We start from the raw sequence: 21,680 nt of genomic DNA, 5'->3' as shown, positions 1-21,680 counted from the left end.
GAAGTAAATTGCTTTATACAACAGTTTCTTCTTTTAAAGCAGAGATTTATCGTAATACAAGAAAAAACATGATGTGACAGGCCTGTGCCTTGCAATCTGCAATTAAACTAGATGATTTTGCCGATATCGTGTACAATATAGGTAAAGACTTTGTATATAATGATCGGCACGGCCGAAGAATGGGGAGATACGATAAATGGAAAATTATGCTGGATATTCCGATGAATATATCAAATATCTGGAACTCCTGGCTAAAGAATACCCGACCCAGGAAGCGACGTTTACAGAAATCATCAATTTGCAGGCTATCGTGAATCTGCCAAAGGGAACGGAACATTTCATGAGCGATCTCCATGGTGAATATGAAGCGTTTTATCATATATTGAATAATTGCTCCGGTGTTATCCGGGAAAAAGTGGAAATGCTCTTTTCCAATTCCATGAGTCAGGAAGAACGGGATGACCTGCTGACACTCATTTATTATCCAAAAGAAAAACTGGATCTTATGAACCGCAAAAAGCTGGTAACGGACAAATGGGCCCGTAAGACGCTCCATCATCTGATTCGTCTGGCGAAATTGCTTTCGTCCAAGTATACCCGTTCCAAGGTACGTAAGGCGATGCCACCGGTTTTCCGGTTCGTTATCGATGAATTGCTTCATGCCCAGCCGGATGAAGATAAAAACCGTCATGTCTATCATTCCAAAATCCTCGACACGATTCTGGAAACGGGGAGTACCCGTTCTTTTATTTATGCGCTGACGGCTTTGATTAAACGGCTGGCTGTGGATCATCTGCATATTATCGGCGATATTTATGACCGGGGTCCCCATGCAGATAAAATCATGGATAATCTCATGCATCATCATTCCATGGATATCCAGTGGGGTAATCATGACATTCTCTGGATGGGAGCTGCCGCCGGCAGTGCTGCCTGTATTGCCAATGTCCTGCGCAATAATATCCGATATCATAATTTGGAGATTCTGGAAAGCGGGTATGGCATCAGTCTGCGTCCGCTGGCCCTGTTTGCCTTGAAAATGTATACCAAAGATGACGGCATCGAACCGATGGTTAAGGCAATCAATGTCATCTTATCCAAGCTGGAAGGGCAGGTTATATTCCGTCATCCGGAATATAATATGGATGATCGCCTGCTGTTCCATAAAATCAATCTGGAAACAGGGACCATTACGCTGGATTCCGGAACCTATGAACTGACTACGACGGATTTTCCTACGTTCAATCCTCAGGATCCCTATACCCTGTCTCCGGAGGAACATCGCATTATGGCTGATCTGCAGACTGAATTTTTGCAGAGCGAACGGCTCCAGCGGCATATTCAGTTCCTGTACAGCCATGGCTCTATGTACCGTTGCTACAATAACAATTTATTGTTCCATGGCAGCCTGCCGCTCAACGATGATGGCAGCTTTAAAGAAATTTATTTCGATGGACATGGGTATAAGGGCCAGGCTTTTATGGATCATGCCGATTATATGGCACGGCGCGCCTATACCAAGAGGGATACGGACAGCCTGGATTATATGTGGTATATGTGGGGCGGCCCCGATTCTCCTGTGTCCGGGCGTATTGTAAAGACCTTTGAACGCAGTTACATTGCCGATAAAGATACGTGGAAAGAACCAGAAAATGCCTATTTCCGCCTGAACCGGGATAAAGACGAATGCATCAAGATTCTTCATGAGTTCGGGATTGATTCGCCGCAGGGACATATTATCAACGGACATACGCCGGTAAAAGTGAAAAAAGGGGAAAGTCCGATCCGGGCCGAAGGCAAGGAACTTTGCATTGATGGGGGCTTCTGTAAAGCCTATCAGAATTCGACAGGGATTGCTGGGTATACATTGATTTTTAATTCCCACGGAATCCGGATCAAGGCTCATTATCCCTTTACGGATGTAGAGGAAGTATTGCGGACCAATGCCGATATGGGGTCCGAATCGACTCAGGTAGAACTGGAACCTAAACGGGTCATGATTGGTGATACGGACAATGGCAAAAAATTGTTGCAGATGATTGATGACTTGAAGGCCCTGCTCCAGGCATATCGGCAGGGGATTATCATCGAACGGCGTGGTGAATGATGAAGCGCACGTGAACTGCTGTATAGAAAATGAAGGAGATTGCATGGGGCTGAAGCCCGTATGCAGTCTCCTTTTTTTGCGTTGCGCGTTCTTTTGCCGGATAACGTATGATATGACCTCGCTCACATCGGCATCGCAGCGGCATGAAAAAGAGGCTGTCTAAAAGACAGCCTCCTGATAGTACATGAGTTATGGAGTTGTAGATTTAGAATACACCCTGCTGGAGCATAGCATCGGCTACACGTTCGAAACCGGCGATATTAGCACCTGCTACGAGATTATATCCGAAACCGTTGCGTTCTGCTGCGTCTACAGAATTCTGATAAATCGTGTTCATGATTTCATGGAGACGGGCATCGACTTCTTCTGCAGTCCATACGAGTCGTTCGCTGTTCTGGCTCATTTCCAGAGCGGACGTAGCAACGCCACCGGCGTTTACGGCTTTGGACGGAGCAACGACCATGTTCGGCTGTTCCATCAAATATTTCAATGCGTCGTTAGTAGTCGGCATGTTGGCAACTTCGATGTAGTACCGGATACCATTAGCGACGATTTGTTTTGCTTCTTCCATATGTACGTCATTCTGCATAGCCGACGGCATAACGATATCAACTTTGACGCCCCACGGTTTTTCACCCGGATGGAATTCTACGCCAAATTTATCAGCATAGTCCTGGACGCGGTTGCGACCGGAAGCACGCATTTCGAGGAGGTAATTGATCTTTTCTTCAGTTACGACGCCATCAGGATCATAGATATATCCGTCCGGACCAGAGAGGGTAACAACTTTGGCACCGAGCTGGGCAGCTTTCTTGCAGATACCCCAGCAAACATTACCAAAACCAGCGGCGGCAATCGTTTTGCCTTTGATGTCTTCGCCATCGTGTTTGAGGACATTTTCCAGATAGTATACAGCACCATAGCCTGTCGCTTCCGGACGAATACGGGATCCACCATAGCTGAAGCCTTTCCCGGTCAGTACGCCGTTTTCGAAGCAACCTTTCAGACGACGATATTCGCCGAAGAGGTAACCGATTTCACGGCCGCCAACGCCCATATCACCAGCCGGTACGTCGATGTCCGGACCGATGTAACGATAAAGGGCCTGCATGAAGCTCTGGCAGAAACGCATAATTTCTGCATCGGATTTGCCATCGGGATCAAAGTCTGCGCCACCTTTGGCGCCACCGATAGGAAGACCCGTCAGAGAGTTCTTGAAAATCTGTTCGAAACCGAGGAATTTAATGATACCGGGATATACGTTTTTCTGGAAACGGAGACCACCTTTATATGGCCCGATTGCGCCGTTGAACTGGCAGCGATAACCTGTATTGGTATGGATTTTACCGTTATCATCTTCCCAGACAACGCGGAATGTAAACATCCGTTCCGGTTCGACCATGCGATTCAGGAGATCGTATTTTTCGTATTCCGGATGACGTTCTACGACAGGATCCAGGGACGAGAATACTTCTTCTACGGTCTGGACAAATTCCGGTTCATTAGCGTGTTTCGTTTTGACGTTTTCGATTACAGATGCAAGATACTTGTTCATAAAGCTTCACCTCATTTGAAAAATTAGTTTACCCCGAACTTCTCTCTACGGCCTTATCATAACACTTTTTTTTTCGTTTGCAAATACCATAATGTGAAAATAAATTATAACATTTTCAGGAAAATACTAAAAATATAAATAAACGCAAATAAAATATAATGAAAAAAATTAATTTATATTAAAAAATAAATGAACGGCTGTATCATGCCTTAATATTATTTTATAAATGATAATTTGTAATGTATTATAAATAGACTATATTTGTTTGCTATATAAGGACAAAATGCGTAATGCGATATAGATGGTATATGTGATATGATGAATATCCGTACATCATATAATGTATATATAGCATATACTTACCGGTACAGATAATGCAGTCTTCCGGATATCTGTTTTCCCATATAAACCGGCATTAGAGACCTGACTAAAAAAGGAAAGGGCGTCTGATGGGTTCAACAAATGGCCGGTCTATGTTATAGTAAGATAGAACATAAGGGAGTGATACCGATGGACCGTTGTCCGATTCCTAAAATCACACATTTTTTTTCTATGAATGATCTGGTAATGAAACCGGTGCCCGTATTGCATCGTGAATATACCGGAGCAGTGGAACAATACTTCCATACGTTGTTTCCCAACCGGAAACGGACGGTCCTGGCTGATACGGAACCGGTTCCGCTGCCTGTTGATATAGAGGTTTTATATCCTACGACAGAAGAGCCGTTTTATGTTATTCATACTCTGGGGATGAGTGCCACACCGATGACTTATCCCGAAGGAACGGAAAGTAGCGAAGTGCGGGAATCATATAGTGAACTGTGTCTGATGCTGCCATCTGACTGGCCGTTTGCCCATGACCGAATTCTTTCTATGGGGGAACAGGCTGCCTGGCCGCTTCGGATGATCCGTGATCTGGCTAAATTTCCGCATGCTCATCATCTGTGGATGTCTTACGGGTTCATCCTTCCCAATTCAGAGTCAAACGAACCATTCACTACGGAAAGTGATCTTTGTGGAGTCCTTATGGTACAGTTTGATGGTGAATTGGGAGAACTGACTTTGGACGATGGCATAATTATCCAATTACTAATGCCAGTCCTGTTGTATGCCGATGAACTGGAAGCCTATGATAGGCTGGGGCCGGATGCACTGATTGAGCGGATCCTGGATTGTACTCATGAGTCGTTTCTTTTGGATTTGCACCGCAGTCATGTTGCACAAGGACTATTAAAGTAATAGAATAAAACTGTTGTGAAAGGAGGTGCGCCAAGTGGTATCGAGTGATAGTGTCATTGCTCCCCATACATCGGCTGAAGCGTATAGTGCTTACCGGACTGTCGCATCGTCAGTTCTTGTAGCCGGTGCGCAGGAGTTGAAACGTAAAGATACTCATTATAAACTGGCCATCGAATTGGATCATGCCGGGCTTTCCTATATCCGGGACGGAGGAGAAGAAATCGCTGTCGGCGCGATGACGACGATGGCAGAAATAGAGAAATCGCCACTGTTGAAGGGCCTGGCAGGAGGGGCCATATGTGCATCTTTGAGAGAGGTACCGGACCGGGAACTGAAACAGAGGGCAACGCTGGGTGGCCTGATTGCTTCCAAACAGCCTTTTTCCATGCTGCTTCCTATTCTCTTGTCCCTGACTGTCGATGTGGTCCTGGAAGACAAAGGGCGTATGGAATTGCGGGATTATCTTTCGTGTCCTCCTATGGGGGAATTAATCACAGAAATCGTGATTGCCCGGGAGTTCGTCTATACCGCGTATATGGCCTACAGAAGTGAGACGGGCCAGCAGCCATATCTGACTGGCGCTGTCACTATGGGAGAAGATCAGTGGCGGATTGTCGTCGGCGGTCGTCCCGGTGCAGCAGCTATTGCAGAAAAGGCTAGTGAGGAATTGTCTGCCAAAGGACTGCAGGCCAGAGAAAATGTGGCTCACATGGTCAGCGAAGAACTGGATTTTGAAAATTTCGGCCCTTGTTCTGAGCAGGAACGCCGGGAGCTGACTATAGATATGATGCGCATATTGATTAAAAAAGCGTGGAAGGGATTCAGCCGTCAGAACAGCCTGACGATGAAATCTGTTAAAAGGTAAGGAATGGAATCAAAAGGTAAGGAGTAGAGAACGTGAAGGGAAGAATAATAACTGGTTTATTGGCCATATGTGTGTTAGCAGGTAGTGGATGGTTTTTGTATAATCATCACGGACATATAGCACCGGAGGTACAACAGGCTGCTGCCATATCTCACCCCGATGTGGCATTTGTGGGAGATGATTTTACTCTGCCAGCTGTCGATAATGACCTGCCTGTGTATGATCATTATACGGTACAGCAGCGTAAGGACAAAGGTCTTCCTCTGACATACGGTACGACCAGGGATTATTATTATGGGGATCATGTGGCCTATCTAACCTTTGATGATGGGCCGAATAAAGAAAATACGACAAAAATACTGAAAATCCTGAAAGACGAACAGATTCATGCTACGTTTTTCCTGACAGGCAATAATGTAGAACGGTACCCTGATGTCGTGAAGGCTATTTATGAATCGGGCAATGCCATCGGCATCCATTCCTACAGCCATAATTATAAGAAACTGTATGCGTCGCCTAACGCCTATATGGATGAAGTCAATCAGACGGCCGGTCTGATTTATGATGTCATCCACGTGCGTCCTATTATCAGCCGTGCGCCGGGTGGCACATCGGGACATTTTACCAAGGCGTTCTGGCAGGCTCTCAACCAGGAAGGGTATATCGAAGTAGGCTGGAATGCCCTGACGGGAGATGCCGATGGGACGGGTAAAACTGCTGGAAAAGAAATAGAAAATATTAAGAAGCAGCTGGCATTGCGGCCATATCTCCACAGCCACCTGGTCATTCTCATGCATGATGCCAGTGGCCATCAGGCGACGGTAGAAGCTTTGCCGGGACTCATTAAACTGCTCAAGAGCCAGGGCTATACATTCCGCGTCGTCACAACGGCTATTCCGCCAAGCTGGTGATGGTATACAAAAGTCCTTGACAAGGAAACAATTTCGGTATAATATATATTCATCTTATTTTAAATTTCAGTTCTGCAAGGAGCCGTACCATGAATAACGCTATGTCTTTCACGGCAGTTGCATATAGCTTTAGAAACAGCCAGGCCTACCTGTATTTGGGCACTGGCTATTTTTGCTGTGATAAATGCATAGACGAGACAAAGACATGGGTTGTTTGAATCAGTGGGAAAATATCACTGTATAAGACGGCAGCGGCGGATGCAGCATAAGGCAGGCTCATGGGAGCCTGCTTTTTTTATGGTATGCTATCTGATTCCTGTTATTGACTGTACGGTATAAAAGAAAATCAGGGGAACCTCTTTTTCTAGTGTACGTCATTTAGTATACTAAAGAGGAAACGTTGCCAACAGCTATCAGGCAGCGAATATTTTGGGGGGAACGCAATGGAAAATACAGACAGTGGTTTTTTTACGGATTATGTCATCGCGATTGTCGGGCTGGGACTTATTGGCGGTTCGTATGCCAAGGGATTACGAAAATTACATGTCAGGTCTATCATTGGGATTGACGTTAATCAGGCGGCTCTGGCAGAGGCACTGGCCGATGGTTCCATTGATGAAGCATCGAATGATGGCAGTCAGCTTCTAGGGGAGGCCGATATAGTCATTTTCTGCATGGCTGCAGATGCTATGATGGCGTTTATTGGACAGCACCGTCAGGATTTTAAACAAGGGGCTCTGCTGACAGATGTCGCTGGCATCAAAGGAGATTCGGCTGACCGGATCAGGTCACTGCTCCGGAATGATCTGGATTTTGTCCCGGGACATCCAATGGCAGGAAGGGAAGGCAGTGGCTATGGCATGTCCCGGGCTGAAATTTTTGATGGCGCCAATTATATACTCGTACCTATGGAAGGCAATAAGCCGGAACATGTCGATGTGATTGAACGGATGGCACGTGCCCTTGGCTGTGCCCACGTGGTACGCGTAGGAGCAGCAGAACACGATAAACTTATTGCTTATACGAGCAGTCTGCCCCATGTTTTGGCCATATCTCTCATAAATAGTGAATCGATGGATACGATGACGCGGTATTTTGTTGCCGGCAGTTTCCGTGACGGGACACGCGTTGCAGATATTAATGCCCCGCTCTGGACCAAACTGTTCCTTTCTAATAAGGATAACCTTTTGAAAGAAATTGACCGGTTCAGTGCATCGTTGAAAGCGTTTGCCGAACTGCTTTCTGATGAGGATACCAAGGGCATGACCCAATTTTTACAGCAGGCCGCTTTGCGGAGAAGGGAATTAGTTCATGAAACAAATCCACGTTGAATTAGGAAACGATTCGTATGAAATCTATATTGAAAATGGCCTTCTCGACCGGGCCGGCAACTATATCCGCAGTCTGACAAAAGCAGAAACAGTTGCCATCATTACGGACAGCACATTGGAACCACTCTATGGTAAACGCCTGGAACGGAGCCTGCAGCAGGCAGGATTCCGGACCGGATGCATTGTCATTCCCGCAGGAGAAGCGTACAAAAATGCCAATCAGCTGTTAGACATCTATCAGAAGCTGTCGGACCTGGGTATTACCCGGTCGGATATGATTATTACCTTCGGTGGCGGCGTCGTCGGAGATCTGGGAGGTTTTGCGGCAGCTACGTTCCTGCGGGGCGTGCCGTTTGTTCAGATTGCTACCTCTATCATCGCCCAGGTGGACAGCAGTGTCGGTGGTAAAGTGGCGATTGATCTGCCGAGCGGCAAGAATCAGGCCGGTGCTTTTTATCAGCCTAAAGCCGTATTAATTGACCCGGATTTGTTGCAGACACTGCCGGAACGGTTTGTCCGCGATGGATTGGGAGAAGTCATCAAATACGGTTGTATCCGTGATGCGGGCCTGTTTTCCCTTATGGAAACACTGGATGAACATAGCATTACTTCTCATTGGGATGAAATTATAGAAACTTGCTGCCGGATTAAGGCGGATGTGGTGGAACACGATGTGTATGATATGGGGGAACGAATGATCCTGAATTTCGGCCATACAATCGGGCATGCGATTGAACGCTTGTATGGGTTTGGTCACTATACTCATGGGGAAGGCGTTGCCATAGGAATGGCTCTTCTCACGGCACGGACTGAGGCACTGGGACTGACCGAAGCGGGGACGGCCCGACGTCTGGTGGACATCCTGAAACGATATCACCTTCCGTATACGGTGGACGCATCGGCTGACGACTTGTTACCTTATATCGGACATGATAAGAAAAAACGCGGTTCCCATATGACACTCATCATCCTCAATCGGATTGGTTCCTGCCGGCTGCTGCCAGTGGAACTGGCTGATCTTTCGACTTATATCACAGGAGGCACACCATCATGAATATCTGCATGACACCCCATCCGTTCGGGGGCGTACTGGCCGTCCCATCATCGAAAAGCCTGGGACACCGCGATCTTATCTGTGCCGCTCTGGCAGAAGGAGAAAGCGTGGTCGAACATATTTCCCCATCGGAAGATATCGAAGCGACTTGCCGGGTTCTCCGCCATTTTGGTGCTCAAATAGAAGAAATTTCCGATACACTTCCAGGCCGCGTTTCCTATCGAATACAAGGCGGTATCCGCCAGGGTCGCAATCCTGTGACGGTTGATTGTGGTGAATCGGGTTCGACACTGCGTTTCCTTATCCCGCTGGGACTATTGACCGGCCGCACTGTCACGTACACGGGCCGGGGACGCCTTGTTTCACGGCCTCTCCAGCCATATTATGCTATCTTCCAGTCCCGCCATATTGCCTATCAGACAGCTGACGACGGCGGTCTTCCTCTGACGGTGACGGGGACACTCTCTCCCGGCGCGTATACTCTGCCGGGCAATGTCAGTTCCCAGTTCTTTACAGGGCTGCTCCTGACACTGCCACTCCTTACGGGAGATTCGGCTCTCTATAGCTCGACGACACTGGAATCAGCCAGTTATGTCGGCCTTACCCTGGATACGATGGCCCGCCATGGCGTGCAGGTTGAAGAAGAAAAACCAGGTGTGTATCAGATTGCTGGCGGTCAGTCGTACCAGCCGGGCCGGTACGAGGTAGAAGGAGATTATTCCCAGGCTGCATTCTGGCTGGCCGCAGGCTGTCTGGGCCATGATGTGAAACTGACCGGCCTCCGCCGCCACAGCGCCCAGGGAGATGAAGTCATCGTCGATATTATCCGCCGCATGGGTGGCAGGATAACAGAAGAACCAGACGGCCTCATGGCCAGTCCGTCTGCTTTAAAAGGGACGACGATTGATGCCGGCGACTGCCCGGATCTGGTCCCGGTGCTGACGGTTTTGGCGACGGCTGCCAGCGGCACGACTCATATCGTCAATGCCGCCCGTGTCCGCCTCAAGGAATGTGACCGGCTCCACGCCATGGCAGAAGAATTGAATAAATTAGGCGGCAGGATAACAGAAGAACCAGACGGCCTCATCATTGAAGGTACCGGCCAGGTTCATGGTGGATGCGTACAGGCCTGGAACGATCATCGCATTGCTATGTCTCTGGCAGTGGCTTCCCAGATTGCTGAAGGGCCGGTACAGATCGATGGGGCAGAATGTGTCAGGAAATCCTATCCCCGGTTCTGGCAGGATGTGGCGGCTATGGGCGGAACATATACAGAGGAGGCTGGCAGTGATGAATAATACCTTTGGATATCATGCAGGACTGACAATTTTTGGAGAATCTCATGGAAAGGCCATCGGGGCCGTCCTGGACGGACTTCCTGCCGGTATTTCTATCGACTGGGATGCCGTACGGCAGGAAATGGCCCGTCGTGCTCCCGGAAGGAATGCTATGTCTACGGCACGACAGGAAGCCGATGCCTTTGAAATCGAAAGCGGTTATTTCAACGACCACACGACAGGAACACCGCTGTGTGTCCTGATACGCAATAATGATCAGCACAGTCGGGATTATGACCAGCTGCGCCATATGATGCGGCCCGGTCATGCCGATTACAGCGGTAAGGTACGGTATGACGGATACAATGATTACCGCGGGGGCGGTCATTTTTCCGGCCGTATTACAGCACCACTCGTCTTTGCCGGTGCCATAGCTTCCCAAATCCTGGCCAGGGAAAGTATCTGCATAGGGGCCCATATCCTGCGCATCGGACAGGTTGCTGACCGCCATTTTGCTCCCTGCGGTGAGTCGCCATCCCTGTTTCAGCAATTGAAACAGCAGACGCTGCCTGTCCTTGATGGAACTAAGGCGGCTTTGATGGAACAAGAAATCCTGACAGCCAAAAGCCAGCTCGATTCGGTAGGTGGCTTGATAGAAGGGCAGATATTGGGACTGCCGGCAGGCCTGGGTGATCCGTTCTTCGATTCGGTCGAAAGCCGGCTGTCTCATATGTTTTTCTCTATTCCTGCCGTCAAAGGGGTAGCCTTTGGTGATGGATTTGACATGGCATCGCATCATGGCTCTGAAATCAATGACTCCTTTTATTATGACGGGACAGTGGTCAGGACGCGCACCAATCACAATGGGGGAATCAATGGCGGTATCACTAATGGGATGCCGGTCAATTTCCACCTGGTCATCAAGCCGACGGCATCCATTTCGAAAGAACAGGATACCATCGATACGGATACACAGGCGGATTGTAAACTGGTCATTAAAGGGAGACATGATCCCTGCATTGTCCAACGGGCCGTACCTGTCGTAGAAGCGGCCACGGCCTGGACCATACTGGATATTTTCCTCGGCAGCAGGAAGACAGGTGGCGCTCATGACTAAGACGAAGCCAATGGCCATCGCTTGTTTTGGCTTGCCCGGGTCTTATACGTATGAAGCGATGATGTCCTATTTTGACGGGAAAGATATAGAACCTCAGTATGCCTCACAGTTTGAAGATGTCGTCCAGGCCGTGGCGCGGCGACAGGTGCGTTACGGGGTCCTGCCCATTGAAAATTCCTCAACGGGCGGTATTACTGATGTGTACGATCTGATTCACCGCTATGATTGCCACATTGCCGGAGAAAAGTACGTGCGTATCGAACATAATCTGCTGGGAGTGCCCGGAGCGACTCTGGCCGATATACACGAAGTCTATTCCCATCCCCAGGGCATTGCCCAGTGCCGGGATTTCCTGAAAGGACATGAAGACTGGCTGCTTCATCCCTATTTCAGTACGTCCCAGAGTGCCGAAATGGTGCATAAGACGGGCGATGTCCACATCGGAGCCATTGCCAATACCATATCGGCCGATATGTACGGGCTTACCATACTGGCCCGCCATATCAACGACAACACCATGAACTATACCCGGTTTTTCATTATTTCTGCAGAAATGGAAGAAAGCGATGATATGGACAAGATTACGCTGGTATTGACGACCAAACACAAGCCCGGTGCGCTGTATCATGTGTTAGGCCATTTCTTCTATAATGCCATGAATATGACTCATCTGGAATCGCGGCCTATCAAGGGGCGTCCGTTCGAGTATTTTTTCCATATTGATGTCATGGGTAATATACGGAATCCGGCAACAGCTATCGTACTGCACAATCTGGAAGAACATTGTAATTATTTTAAAATCCTTGGGAATTATCCATCTGACAAAGGGGGCAATATTCGATGAAAGCAGGACTAATAGGAAAAAAACTGGGGCACACGGCTTCTCCGGCTATTCATGAAAAAATTTTTCAGGCCATGGGTGTGTCCGGAACCTATGATGTACTGGAAATGCCCCTAGACAGTCTGGCAGAAAATTTAAAACGCCTGGCACAGGATGGATATACAGGCTGTAATGTTACCATTCCCTATAAAAGGGATGTCATGCCCTATCTGACGGATATATCCCGGGAAGCACGGATCATCGGGGCCGTCAATACGATTCATTTCACCGATGAAGGAGCATTCGGATATAATACCGATTATGGCGGATTTGGCAGGTCTCTGGAACAGGCTGGTATCGGAGTTGCCGGACAGGACTGCGTCGTCCTGGGGACCGGAGGAGCCGCCAGAGCCATCATCCAATATCTGGCAGACAAGAACGCCAGGTCGATTACAATTGTTTCCCGCCATCCTCATTCCAAGATAGAATTTGATGCATTCACGAAGAAAATCGGAGCATCGGAGATAGATTACCAATCGCTTGAAATGTCTCGCGGCGGGGATGTACTGGTCAACTGCACGCCTGTAGGCATGTTTCCCCGCATGGACGGATGCCCTGTTTCTGAAGCATGCATTGCGGCCTTTCCGGCTGTCGTAGATCTCATTTATAATCCCAAAGATACAGAACTTTTGAAAACGGCACGCCGCCATGGTGCCCGGACACGGAACGGCATGTACATGCTCGTGGCTCAGGCAGTGGGGGCAGAAGAACTATGGACGGGGCAGAAAATTGCTTCATCCATAGTTGAACAGATTGCTAAGGAAATGGAGCACCTCTATGAATGATAAACGGAATATTATCATTATTGGCATGCCCGGCTGTGGGAAAAGTACGTTGGGAAAAGCTCTTGCCAGCCGGCTGAACCGCTCCTTTTATGATGCCGATGATGTCATTGTCTGGCAGGAAGGAAAATCCATTCCGGAACTCTTTGCCATCAGTGAAGACTGTTTCCGCGATGCCGAAGTCCGGGCCAGCCGGTTTCTGGCGTCTAAAGAAGGGATTGTCGTCGCCTGTGGGGGAGGCGTCATTAAACGGCCGGAAAATATCTCTATATTCAAGAAAACGGGTACGGTCTTTTTCCTGGATCGTTCTCCCGAAGATATCGTCAGCGATGTTGATGTCTCCGTACGGCCCCTCTTGAAAGACGGCAGGCAAAAAGTGTATGATCTCTATGAAGAACGCATCGGTCTGTACCGGGAGGCTGCCGATTACTGTATCCGCAACGATAAGCCTATGGAATCGGTCCTCGACGAATTTGAAACACTGATTGGAAATATCCCGTAATATAAAAACCGACTGCCGTGTGGAGCAGAAATTGCTTCATGCGGCAGCCGGTTTTTGTCGTATGCTGGGAAAAAGAAAATGAGCAGTGTGATTCAGCCATGGAGCGCCTGTAAAATCTGGTGCAGTGTCGTTACTTCCAGCTGGCCCGGGGCAGAGGCCTTTTTGGCTGAACCAAAGGTCAGAGAAGATCCGAAACATTCTCCGCTGATGCGGCTGATAGCACCGAGGCGTCCCATAGACATGGTGATGAGTGGTTCATCAGGATACTGGGATTTGATAGCTTCCGTCGCCGATAAGAGGGTCAATACGTCCTTCGCTGATTTGGGCATGCAGGCCAGTTTTGCAACATCAGCTCCCAGCTTTTTCATGCCGATGAGACGGCCTGTGATTTCGTCGAAGGATGGCGTCTTATGAAAATCGTGGCTGCTCATGATGACCGTGATGCCATATTCTTTGGCAACTGTCAAAGTCTTTTTGATGCCCTCGCGGTCACGGAAGTATTCAATGTCCACAGCATCGATGGTACCGCTTTTGATAGTATAGTCCAGGAGAGAGAAGTAGTAGCTTTCGGGAACGTCCGTTTCGCCGCCTTCTTCTTTCGTGCGGAACGTGAACAGGATGGCTTCGTCCGGTAATTCCTGCCGGACGACTGTCAGGGCCTGGCCGACGGCATCCAGGGACAGGACATCCTTTAGAAAGTCGATGCGCAATTCGACGACATCATATATCTTATCCTTTAGATAGCGGCATTCCTGGACGAGTTCGTCCAGGGAACGGCCGACAATGGGAACACAAATTTTCGGCATGCCGTTATCGAGAGGCACGTTGCCAATTTTTACCATAATATATATTCCTCCTAATGCAGCAGATTTTTCTCTTTTGACGATATTATAACGTACGCAGCTGATGCAGGCAATGAAAGACTATCAGAATATAGCCGGATGACAGGGGAAAGATACAGATTTTGGGTCATACGGTACTTTTTTCTTGACAAATGGTATGACATTAACTATAATGAATAAAAATTCAATAAATATTCATTAAAATTAATTAAGCTGCACATACGGCATCTAAGGAGTGGCACCATGAAAACAAAAGTATTTATTGACGGTCATTCAGGTACGACAGGACTGCGCATCCATGAACGGCTGGCAGCACGTCAGGATATTGAATTATTACAGATTTCTGAAGAATTGCGAAAAAATCCGGATGAAGTAAAAAAATATATGAAAGCGGCAGATATTGCATTTCTCTGCCTGCCTGACGCAGCGGCCGTCGAAGCGGCCGGACTGGCTGAAGGAACCGGTGTCAAAATCATCGATACGTCTACAGCTCACCGAATTGCCCTAGGATGGGTCTATGGATTCCCTGAATTATCAAAAGAACAGAGTGAAAAGATTGCTCATAGCAGTCGTGTCGGCAACCCCGGCTGTCATGCCAGCGGCGTCATTTCCCTTGTCCAGCCTTTGACCGCTGCCGGTATGATGCCTGCTGACTATCCCGTTACCGCTTTTTCACTTACGGGGTACAGTGGTGGTGGCAAAAAGATGATAGCTGCCTATGAAGGAGAAAAGACGACAGACCTCCTGTCACCCCGCCAGTACGGACTGGGACAGACGCATAAACATCTGCCAGAAATTGTTACCATCTGTCATCTGGCGGATAAACCGATGTTTTCGCCGATTGTAGATGATTATTACAGTGGCATGGAAGTGACCGTCCCGGTCTTTACGAAACTGCTGAAGGGCGCGCCGGGCATACAGGATGTATGGGAGACATTGGCGGCCCATTATGATGGCTGTGACTTTATCCATGTACGCCCCCTGGGAGAAGATAAAGGCGGTTTTCTGGCGGCTAATGACATGAGTGGCCGCGATGACATGGAAATTTTCGTCACAGGCAATGATCAGCGGATTCTCCTTACTTCCATTTTTGACAATCTGGGAAAGGGAGCATCGGGAGCTGCTATCGAGAATATGAATATCATGCTTGGCATAGATCCGAAAACGGGTCTGAATCTGGGAGATTAAGGAGAATCGTACAGTTATGACAACGACAACTTTTATGGATCACGACATACAGGAAGTGAGCAATGCCCAGAAGGCACGCATTTTGCGCGATGCCCTTCCTTATATCCGGGAGTATTACGGCAAAGTCGTAGTCGTCAAATATGGCGGCAATGCGATGGTCAATGAAGAACTCCGCAAAGCCGTACTGGCAGATATTGTGCTTTTGCACCTCATTGGTGTCAAAGTTGTCCTGGTCCACGGCGGCGGACCGCATATCAAGGATATGCTCAATCAGGTGGGGTTGGAATCGAAATTCCTGAACGGCCTGCGTGTAACTGATGAAGCGACGATGAAAATCGTTCAGATGGTACTGGCCGGTCAGGTCAATAAGGATCTGGTCAACCTCCTGGGATCATTGGGAGGCAAAGCCATTGGTTTATGCGGTATCGACGACGATATGATCCAGGTAAAAAAACAAAGTGATGAACTGGGACTGGTCGGGGAAATCACTCATATCAATCCGGAACTCATCCATGACAGTCTGGCCAATGGATACATTCCCGTCATTTCGTCTATTGGAACCGATGGCAAAGGCGTTTCCTATAATATCAATGCCGATACGGCGGCGGCTGAAATTGCCGGTGCTCTCCAGGCAGAGTGCATGATTTCCCTGACCAATATCGACGGTGTGCTCCGCAATCCTGAAGATCCGTCCACCTTGTTCCATAGCCTGACTATGCAGGAGGTGCAGAAGCTTACTGACGAAGGAATCATTGCCGGTGGCATGATCCCCAAAGTCAAATGCTGTACTGACGCTATCGACTGTGGTGTAAAGCGGGTATTCATCATCAATGGTACAGTACCTCACGCTATTCTCATCGAAATGCTGACCGAAGAAGGGCTGGGAACTATGTTTGTTAAACAATAATGCCTCGATGACTGTTGTTTCAGCAGCCATTGGAATTACTATACGTATCCGGGCATCTGCTATATGTATACAGGGTTGTTTTAAAGGAGGAAATAAATATGTCTGCAGAAACAGAAAAGAAAGAATTTGAAAAATTAGATAAAGAATATATCGTTAATGTATATAACCGCCTCGATGCCGTTCTCGATCATGGCAAAGGCTCTCTGGTATACGATGTCAATGGCAAGGAATATATCGACCTCAGTGCCGGCATTGCCGTCAACGTGTTTGGCGTTTGCGATGACGTATGGCAGAAGGCTGTCATCGATCAGCTGGGCAAACTCAGTCATATGTCCAACGTTTTCTATACAGAACCACAGATTGTCCTGGCAAAAAAAATCTGTGAAAAAACAGGCATGAAGAAAGTCTTTTTCTCCAATTCCGGTGCTGAAACAAATGAATGCGCCATTAAAGCAGCCCGTAAATATTCCCACGATAAATATGGCGATGGCCGCTATACTATCATTACTCTGAAAAATAGCTTCCACGGCCGGACAATGGCTACTCTTACTGCCTGCGGTCAGGATTCACTCCATCAGGACTTCGGTCCCTTCCTGCCGGGATTTGTCTATGCCGAACCGGATAATTTCGAATCGGTCAAAAAACTGGCTGAAGAAAATAAGACCTGTGCCATCATGATGGAACTGGTACAAGGTGAAGGCGGTGTTCATCCGCTGAATCCGGATTTCGTCCATCAGGTTGCGGATTATGCCAAAGCTCATGACATCCTGCTCATTATCGATGAAGTGCAGACAGGTAACGGCCGTACGGGCGCCCTCTATGCTTATATGAGATATGGCATACAGCCAGATATTGTAACGACGGCCAAGGCCATCGGTGGCGGGCTGCCATTTGCAGTGACGATGTTTGCTGACTCCTGTCAGCACGCCCTGACGGATCATACCCACGGCTCGACTTTTGGCGGCAATCCTATCTGCGCTGCCGGAGCCATTTCCATTATTGACCGTCTCGATGATGACCTCATGGCCGATGTCCGTAAAAAAGGCGAATATATCAAAAAAGAACTGGAAAGCTGCCAGAATGTAGAATGGGTATCCGGCTTGGGTCTCATGCTGGGCGTCAAACTGAAAAAAGATCTTATGGAAGTCGTCAACGGATGCGTCGATGCCGGCGTCCTGGTCCTGACAGCCAATGGACTCCTGCGCCTGCTGCCTCCGCTGAATATCCCCATGGACGTACTGCAGAAGGGTATAGAAAAAATTAAAGCCGTCATTGATGGCTGATACAATCTAAAACAGAAGCTGCTGTGAGAAACAGAACCCAATCCCCGATAAACGGGCTCTCATGGCAGCTTTTGTTTTTATGCTGTTCATGCTATGATATGTCATAGTATATAAAGAAAGGAAAGTTTCTATGATAACAAAAGCAGAACGAATAAAGAAAGATATAACGACGATTGCCCAGTTTCAGTCGAAGAAAGGACGGGGATGTAACCGTTTTTCCTATACACCGGCGTTCCGGCAAGCTGCTGATTATATCGCAGAAGAAATGAAAAAAGCCGGACTTACCGTACGGGAAAATGCCGTAGGTGCCATATTAGGGACCTTGCAGGGAGAACAACCGGAACTCGCCCCTGTTGTTTCAGGCAGCCACCTCGATTCTGTGCCAGAAGGAGGCAATTTCGATGGGATTGCAGGTATCTGTACCGCACTGGAAGCGGCGAGGGCTTTTCACGATGTAGGAATCCGGCCCCGCCGGCCTTTTTGCTGTATAGCTATTCCGGAAGAAGAAGGACCTCAGTTTGGCTCTGGCCTGTTTGGAAGCCGGGCTATGTGCGGGCAACTTTATGACGATGAAATTCATCGTTTCCGCAATGCTCAGGGGCAATCGATTGCAGAGGTCCTTACGGCCTATGGTAAGAATCCTGAAAAAATTGCCAGTGAGACGATACATACAGGAGACTGGGCTGCTTTTTTAGAATTGCATATCGAACAAGGGCCTGTCCTTGACCGGGAACATCTTGAACTGGGAATCGTTGAAGCAATTGTAGGATTGAAATATTATTTTGTTACTATTAAAGGAATTTCTAACCATGCAGGTGCCACACCGATGACAATGCGGGCTGATACTGTATTAGCTATGGCAAACGCTGTATCGGCCGGCGCTGATACAGCGTTGACATTGGGAGACGGTACGGTCTTTACCACCGGAATAATCCAGACTCATCCTGGGGCAGGTAATATTATCCCGGATAAGACGGTGTTTTCCATTGATTGCCGGAGCCGGAACATGAATAGTATTGAAACGGTCATGAAGGCTGTAAAGGCCTCATTGGAAACGAGTAAGAAACAGAATCCCGGCCTTTCCTATGCTATAGAAGAGCGGTTACATGCCGATCCTGTCGAAATGGATCAGTCTTTGCAGAACCTTCTGGAAACTCAGACACAGATGCTTCATATTCCATACAAACGCATGTGTTCTGGAGCCGGTCATGACACAATGGTTTTCAATCATTTGATGCCGACTGCTATGATTTTCGTACCCAGCCGGGATGGAAGAAGCCATGTGCCGGAAGAATGGACCGATTACAGGTATATCCAACAGGGGGCCGAAGTCCTCTATCAGACACTTCGACAGCTTACGGCACAATAGGAATGAATATATCTTATTAAATTACCTGTCAAGTCTTGTTATTCTTATATATTAAGACTAAAATAGGGCTATCAAATTGAAAGGAAGAGGATAGGAGAGAAAACATATGAAACATTTAAAGATTGCGTACAGTTTTGACGTGCAGTATTATTTTGTGGACAGCGACCGGGAAATCGTGCCTGTAGAACAGACGGATTTTACCGATGTGGCTGTCGCCGTCTTATCAGATCAGGACTATGACTACATTGATACCATCGATGCTACCGGGTTTGGCATCCCTATCATGGTCATCATGCCAAGTGGAGAAAAGCTGCCGTCTCATTATCTGGATAAGGTAGACATGGTCCTTTCGGAAGAAATGGTCAATAAGAGCCGTTGCATTGAAACGGCGGAACGTCTGGCCAGTAATTATGAACAGACTGTATTACCTCCGTTTTTCGGGGAGCTTGTCGAATACGTCAGCGAAAAGAACAACCCATTCGACTGCCCGGGCCATCAGGATGGCGCCTTTTTCAAGAAGCATCCGGCAGGCAGGTATCTGTACGATTTCTTTGGTTCTCATATTTTTCAGTCAGACATCTGTAATGCCGACGTTACTCTGGGGGATCTGCTCATTCATGAGGGGCCGGCTCTCGATTCGCAGGATTTTGCGGCCAAGGTCTTTCATGCAGACAAGACCTACTTCGTCCTCAATGGGTCATCGGCATCCAATCGTGTCGTGACTAATGCGCTTCTTACGCCGGGTGACCTGGTACTCTATGATCGGAATAATCATAAATCAGTAGCCATCGGGGCTCTCATACAGGCCGGGGCTACGCCGGTATACCTGGAAACGGCCCGCAATCCCTATGGGTTTATTGGCGGCATTGATGCTCATTGCTTTGATGAAACGTATCTGCGGCAGCTTGCTGCTGAACGGGACCCGGAAAAGGCGAAGCAGCCCCGCCCGTTCCGTCTGGCAGTCATTCAGCTGGATACGTATGATGGGACTCTGTATAATGCCCGCTACGTAGTAGACCGCATTGGTCATCTCTGTGATTACATCCTCTTTGATTCAGCCTGGGCCGGATATGAACAATTCATTCCCATGCTCAAAGATAGCAGCCCGTTGCTCCTGGACCTGGGAAAAGACGACCCGGGCATCTTTGTCGTCCAGTCTGTACACAAACAACAGGCCGGTTTTTCCCAAACGTCACAGATTCACAAAAAGGATAGTCATATTCACGACCAGCCGCGCTATGTGAATCACAAGACTATTAATAACGCATTCATGGCTCAGGCGACGACGAGCCCGTTTTATCCGCTCTTTGCTACTCTCGATGTCAATGCCAAAATCCATGCCGGTGACGCCGGGCGCAAGATGTGGCGGGACTGTGTAAAAATGGGAATAGAAGCCCGCAAAGATATTCTTCGCCGCTGTCACTATATCCGTCCCTTTGTGGCACCTGTAGTGCATGACCGGCCGTGGCAGAAGGGAAATACGGAAGCTATGGCCGATGATATTGATTACTTCACTTTTGAACCCGGTGCCAGATGGCATGCCTTTGAAGGGTATGGTCCCAATCAGTATCGCGTCGATCCCTGTAAACTGCTGCTGACGACGCCGGGAATCGATGCCGAAACGGGAGAGTATGAAAACTTCGGTATCCATGCCAATATTCTGGCTACGTATCTGCGGGGAAATGGAGTCATTCCGGAAAAATGCGATCTCAATTCTATCCTGTTTTTGCTGACGCCGGCAGAAAATAAGAATAAACTCCGTTTTCTCACGAGCCAGCTTGTCCGCTTTGAACGGTTTGTGGATAACAACGTCCCTATGCAGGAAGTCCTGCTGGGCGTATACAATAAGTACCCCGGCCGCTATACGGGATATACGCTGCGGCAGCTTTGTCAGGAAATGCACGACTTCTTCAAAGACCGGAATGTTAAGGATTTGCAGAAAAAACTATTTCGCAAAGAATTTTTCCCGGAATACGTCATGCGTCCCCAGGAAGCTCATTATGCCTTTATCCGGGGTGAACGGGAACTGGTGCCTCTCGATGAAATCGAAGGCCGCATTGCTCTGGAAGGAGCGCTGCCATATCCGCCGGGCGTCCTTTGCGTCGTACCAGGTGAACGCTGGTCCCATACGGCTGTCCAATATTTCAAGGCATTGGAAGAAAGCCTGAATGAACTGCCCGGCTTTGCCCTGGAAATCCAGGGCGTATACCTGGAACACGAAGGTGACCGCATCCGTGCGTATGGATATGTATTAAAAGAATAGAACAGGAATGTTGCTGTGCATTATAAAATAAAAGTCTGTCGCATGCCAGGTGCGGCAGACTTTTTGTCTACAGTGTCAAAATTATTGCTTACGTATACGATGCTAATGAATATTTGCATATATTTTAAAACAAAATTGACATGGAAAAGATAGCACATTACATCAATAGGATAATAATATATCCATTTCGTGACAAATATATGTAAAT

Annotated in this window: 18 protein-coding genes; 16 read left to right on the top strand and 2 right to left on the bottom strand. The window is 48.0% G+C overall.

Translation table 11 applies throughout. The features are described 5' to 3' along the window. Positions 1 to 196 precede the first annotated feature (196 nt). Positions 197 to 2,107 carry a fructose-1,6-bisphosphatase gene (locus tag ACGTIC_RS13170; protein WP_113856281.1) on the top strand — a complete coding sequence of 637 codons (1,911 nt, stop codon included), beginning with the start codon at positions 197 to 199 and terminating at the stop codon, positions 2,105 to 2,107. A gap of 205 nt (positions 2,108 to 2,312) precedes the next feature. Here the strand turns inward: ACGTIC_RS13170 and gdhA are convergent, their stop codons facing one another. Next, the gene (gene gdhA, locus ACGTIC_RS13165) at positions 2,313 to 3,662 is read right to left on the bottom strand and encodes an NADP-specific glutamate dehydrogenase (protein WP_059075654.1); all 1,350 of its coding nucleotides are present in this window, start codon (positions 3,660 to 3,662) and stop codon (positions 2,313 to 2,315) included. A 510-nt stretch (positions 3,663 to 4,172) separates the two neighbouring features. Between gdhA and ACGTIC_RS13160 the strand changes: the two genes are divergently transcribed. The 10 genes from ACGTIC_RS13160 (at position 4,173) to ACGTIC_RS13115 (ending at position 13,620) form a co-directional block, all read left to right on the top strand. Continuing rightward, the gene (locus ACGTIC_RS13160; RefSeq protein ID WP_159897750.1) at positions 4,173 to 4,901 is read left to right on the top strand and encodes a suppressor of fused domain protein; all 729 of its coding nucleotides are present in this window, start codon (positions 4,173 to 4,175) and stop codon (positions 4,899 to 4,901) included. A gap of 34 nt (positions 4,902 to 4,935) precedes the next feature. After that, positions 4,936 to 5,766, top strand: a complete 831-nt coding sequence (locus tag ACGTIC_RS13155; RefSeq protein ID WP_059075656.1) for an FAD binding domain-containing protein — start codon at positions 4,936 to 4,938, stop codon at positions 5,764 to 5,766. A gap of 32 nt (positions 5,767 to 5,798) precedes the next feature. Then, on the top strand, positions 5,799 to 6,677 hold the full coding sequence (locus ACGTIC_RS13150; RefSeq protein ID WP_113856279.1) for a polysaccharide deacetylase family protein: 879 nt from the start codon (positions 5,799 to 5,801) through the stop codon (positions 6,675 to 6,677). 443 nt (positions 6,678 to 7,120) lie between these two features. Continuing rightward, positions 7,121 to 8,008, top strand: a complete 888-nt coding sequence (locus tag ACGTIC_RS13145; protein WP_113856278.1) for a prephenate dehydrogenase — start codon at positions 7,121 to 7,123, stop codon at positions 8,006 to 8,008. Continuing rightward, on the top strand, positions 7,989 to 9,062 hold the full coding sequence (gene aroB, locus ACGTIC_RS13140; protein ID WP_113856277.1) for a 3-dehydroquinate synthase: 1,074 nt from the start codon (positions 7,989 to 7,991) through the stop codon (positions 9,060 to 9,062). Before ACGTIC_RS13145 ends, aroB begins: the two co-directional genes overlap by 20 nt. Beyond that, a complete protein-coding gene (gene aroA, locus ACGTIC_RS13135; RefSeq protein WP_113856276.1) occupies positions 9,059 to 10,360 on the top strand; it encodes a 3-phosphoshikimate 1-carboxyvinyltransferase in 1,302 nt (433 codons plus the stop codon). The genes aroB and aroA overlap by 4 nt, the downstream gene beginning before the upstream one ends. Then, positions 10,353 to 11,456 (top strand): chorismate synthase, encoded by a 1,104-nt coding sequence (aroC, locus tag ACGTIC_RS13130; protein ID WP_059075661.1) that lies wholly within the window; start codon positions 10,353 to 10,355, stop codon positions 11,454 to 11,456. Before aroA ends, aroC begins: the two co-directional genes overlap by 8 nt. Then, complete coding sequence (gene pheA / locus ACGTIC_RS13125; RefSeq protein WP_059075662.1) at positions 11,449 to 12,300, top strand: prephenate dehydratase; 852 nt, start codon at positions 11,449 to 11,451, stop codon at positions 12,298 to 12,300. Before aroC ends, pheA begins: the two co-directional genes overlap by 8 nt. Next, on the top strand, positions 12,297 to 13,121 hold the full coding sequence (gene aroE, locus ACGTIC_RS13120; protein WP_113856275.1) for a shikimate dehydrogenase: 825 nt from the start codon (positions 12,297 to 12,299) through the stop codon (positions 13,119 to 13,121). Before pheA ends, aroE begins: the two co-directional genes overlap by 4 nt. Continuing rightward, positions 13,114 to 13,620, top strand: a complete 507-nt coding sequence (locus tag ACGTIC_RS13115) for a shikimate kinase (protein ID WP_113856274.1) — start codon at positions 13,114 to 13,116, stop codon at positions 13,618 to 13,620. The genes aroE and ACGTIC_RS13115 overlap by 8 nt, the downstream gene beginning before the upstream one ends. A gap of 92 nt (positions 13,621 to 13,712) precedes the next feature. On the opposite strand, the gene aroD is transcribed toward ACGTIC_RS13115, so the two are convergent. Beyond that, on the bottom strand, positions 13,713 to 14,462 hold the full coding sequence (aroD, locus tag ACGTIC_RS13110; protein ID WP_113856273.1) for a type I 3-dehydroquinate dehydratase: 750 nt from the start codon (positions 14,460 to 14,462) through the stop codon (positions 13,713 to 13,715). Between the two features lie 243 nt (positions 14,463 to 14,705). Here aroD and argC point away from each other — a divergent pair, with 243 nt between their 5' ends. The 5 genes from argC (at position 14,706) to speC (ending at position 21,472) form a co-directional block, all read left to right on the top strand. Beyond that, on the top strand, positions 14,706 to 15,650 hold the full coding sequence (argC, locus tag ACGTIC_RS13105) for an N-acetyl-gamma-glutamyl-phosphate reductase (protein ID WP_113856272.1): 945 nt from the start codon (positions 14,706 to 14,708) through the stop codon (positions 15,648 to 15,650). Positions 15,651 to 15,696: 46 nt separating this feature from the next. Next, positions 15,697 to 16,557, top strand: coding sequence for an acetylglutamate kinase (gene argB / locus ACGTIC_RS13100; protein ID WP_113856578.1), 861 nt, complete (start codon positions 15,697 to 15,699; stop codon positions 16,555 to 16,557). Between the two features lie 98 nt (positions 16,558 to 16,655). Then, positions 16,656 to 17,840, top strand: a complete 1,185-nt coding sequence (locus ACGTIC_RS13095; RefSeq protein WP_113856271.1) for an aspartate aminotransferase family protein — start codon at positions 16,656 to 16,658, stop codon at positions 17,838 to 17,840. A 130-nt stretch (positions 17,841 to 17,970) separates the two neighbouring features. Beyond that, on the top strand, positions 17,971 to 19,209 hold the full coding sequence (locus ACGTIC_RS13090) for a Zn-dependent hydrolase (protein ID WP_059075668.1): 1,239 nt from the start codon (positions 17,971 to 17,973) through the stop codon (positions 19,207 to 19,209). 106 nt (positions 19,210 to 19,315) lie between these two features. After that, complete coding sequence (gene speC / locus ACGTIC_RS13085; RefSeq protein ID WP_059075669.1) at positions 19,316 to 21,472, top strand: ornithine decarboxylase; 2,157 nt, start codon at positions 19,316 to 19,318, stop codon at positions 21,470 to 21,472. Positions 21,473 to 21,680: the final 208 nt, after the last annotated feature.

The organism is Megasphaera hexanoica (assembly GCF_043520715.1).
In the GTDB taxonomy this organism is placed as follows: Bacteria; Bacillota; Negativicutes; order Veillonellales; family Megasphaeraceae; genus Megasphaera; species Megasphaera hexanoica.
This window is presented reverse-complemented; position numbering and strand designations above follow the sequence as displayed.

What these genes read in the sequence shown, in the direction of transcription:
- aroB (WP_113856277.1), top strand. Translation starts at nt 7,989, where the DNA reads ATGAAACAAATCCACGTTGAATTAGGAAACGATTCGTATGAAATCTAT.
- ACGTIC_RS13170 (WP_113856281.1), top strand. Translation starts at nt 197, where the DNA reads ATGGAAAATTATGCTGGATATTCCGATGAATATATCAAATATCTGGAA.
- ACGTIC_RS13095 (WP_113856271.1), top strand. Translation starts at nt 16,656, where the DNA reads ATGTCTGCAGAAACAGAAAAGAAAGAATTTGAAAAATTAGATAAAGAA.
- aroC (WP_059075661.1), top strand. Translation starts at nt 10,353, where the DNA reads ATGAATAATACCTTTGGATATCATGCAGGACTGACAATTTTTGGAGAA.
- ACGTIC_RS13160 (WP_159897750.1), top strand. Translation starts at nt 4,173, where the DNA reads ATGGACCGTTGTCCGATTCCTAAAATCACACATTTTTTTTCTATGAAT.
- aroA (WP_113856276.1), top strand. Translation starts at nt 9,059, where the DNA reads ATGAATATCTGCATGACACCCCATCCGTTCGGGGGCGTACTGGCCGTC.
- aroD (WP_113856273.1), bottom strand. Translation starts at nt 14,462, where the DNA reads ATGGTAAAAATTGGCAACGTGCCTCTCGATAACGGCATGCCGAAAATT.
- pheA (WP_059075662.1), top strand. Translation starts at nt 11,449, where the DNA reads ATGACTAAGACGAAGCCAATGGCCATCGCTTGTTTTGGCTTGCCCGGG.
- ACGTIC_RS13115 (WP_113856274.1), top strand. Translation starts at nt 13,114, where the DNA reads ATGAATGATAAACGGAATATTATCATTATTGGCATGCCCGGCTGTGGG.
- ACGTIC_RS13145 (WP_113856278.1), top strand. Translation starts at nt 7,121, where the DNA reads ATGGAAAATACAGACAGTGGTTTTTTTACGGATTATGTCATCGCGATT.
- argC (WP_113856272.1), top strand. Translation starts at nt 14,706, where the DNA reads ATGAAAACAAAAGTATTTATTGACGGTCATTCAGGTACGACAGGACTG.
- aroE (WP_113856275.1), top strand. Translation starts at nt 12,297, where the DNA reads ATGAAAGCAGGACTAATAGGAAAAAAACTGGGGCACACGGCTTCTCCG.
- ACGTIC_RS13090 (WP_059075668.1), top strand. Translation starts at nt 17,971, where the DNA reads ATGATAACAAAAGCAGAACGAATAAAGAAAGATATAACGACGATTGCC.
- gdhA (WP_059075654.1), bottom strand. Translation starts at nt 3,662, where the DNA reads ATGAACAAGTATCTTGCATCTGTAATCGAAAACGTCAAAACGAAACAC.
- speC (WP_059075669.1), top strand. Translation starts at nt 19,316, where the DNA reads ATGAAACATTTAAAGATTGCGTACAGTTTTGACGTGCAGTATTATTTT.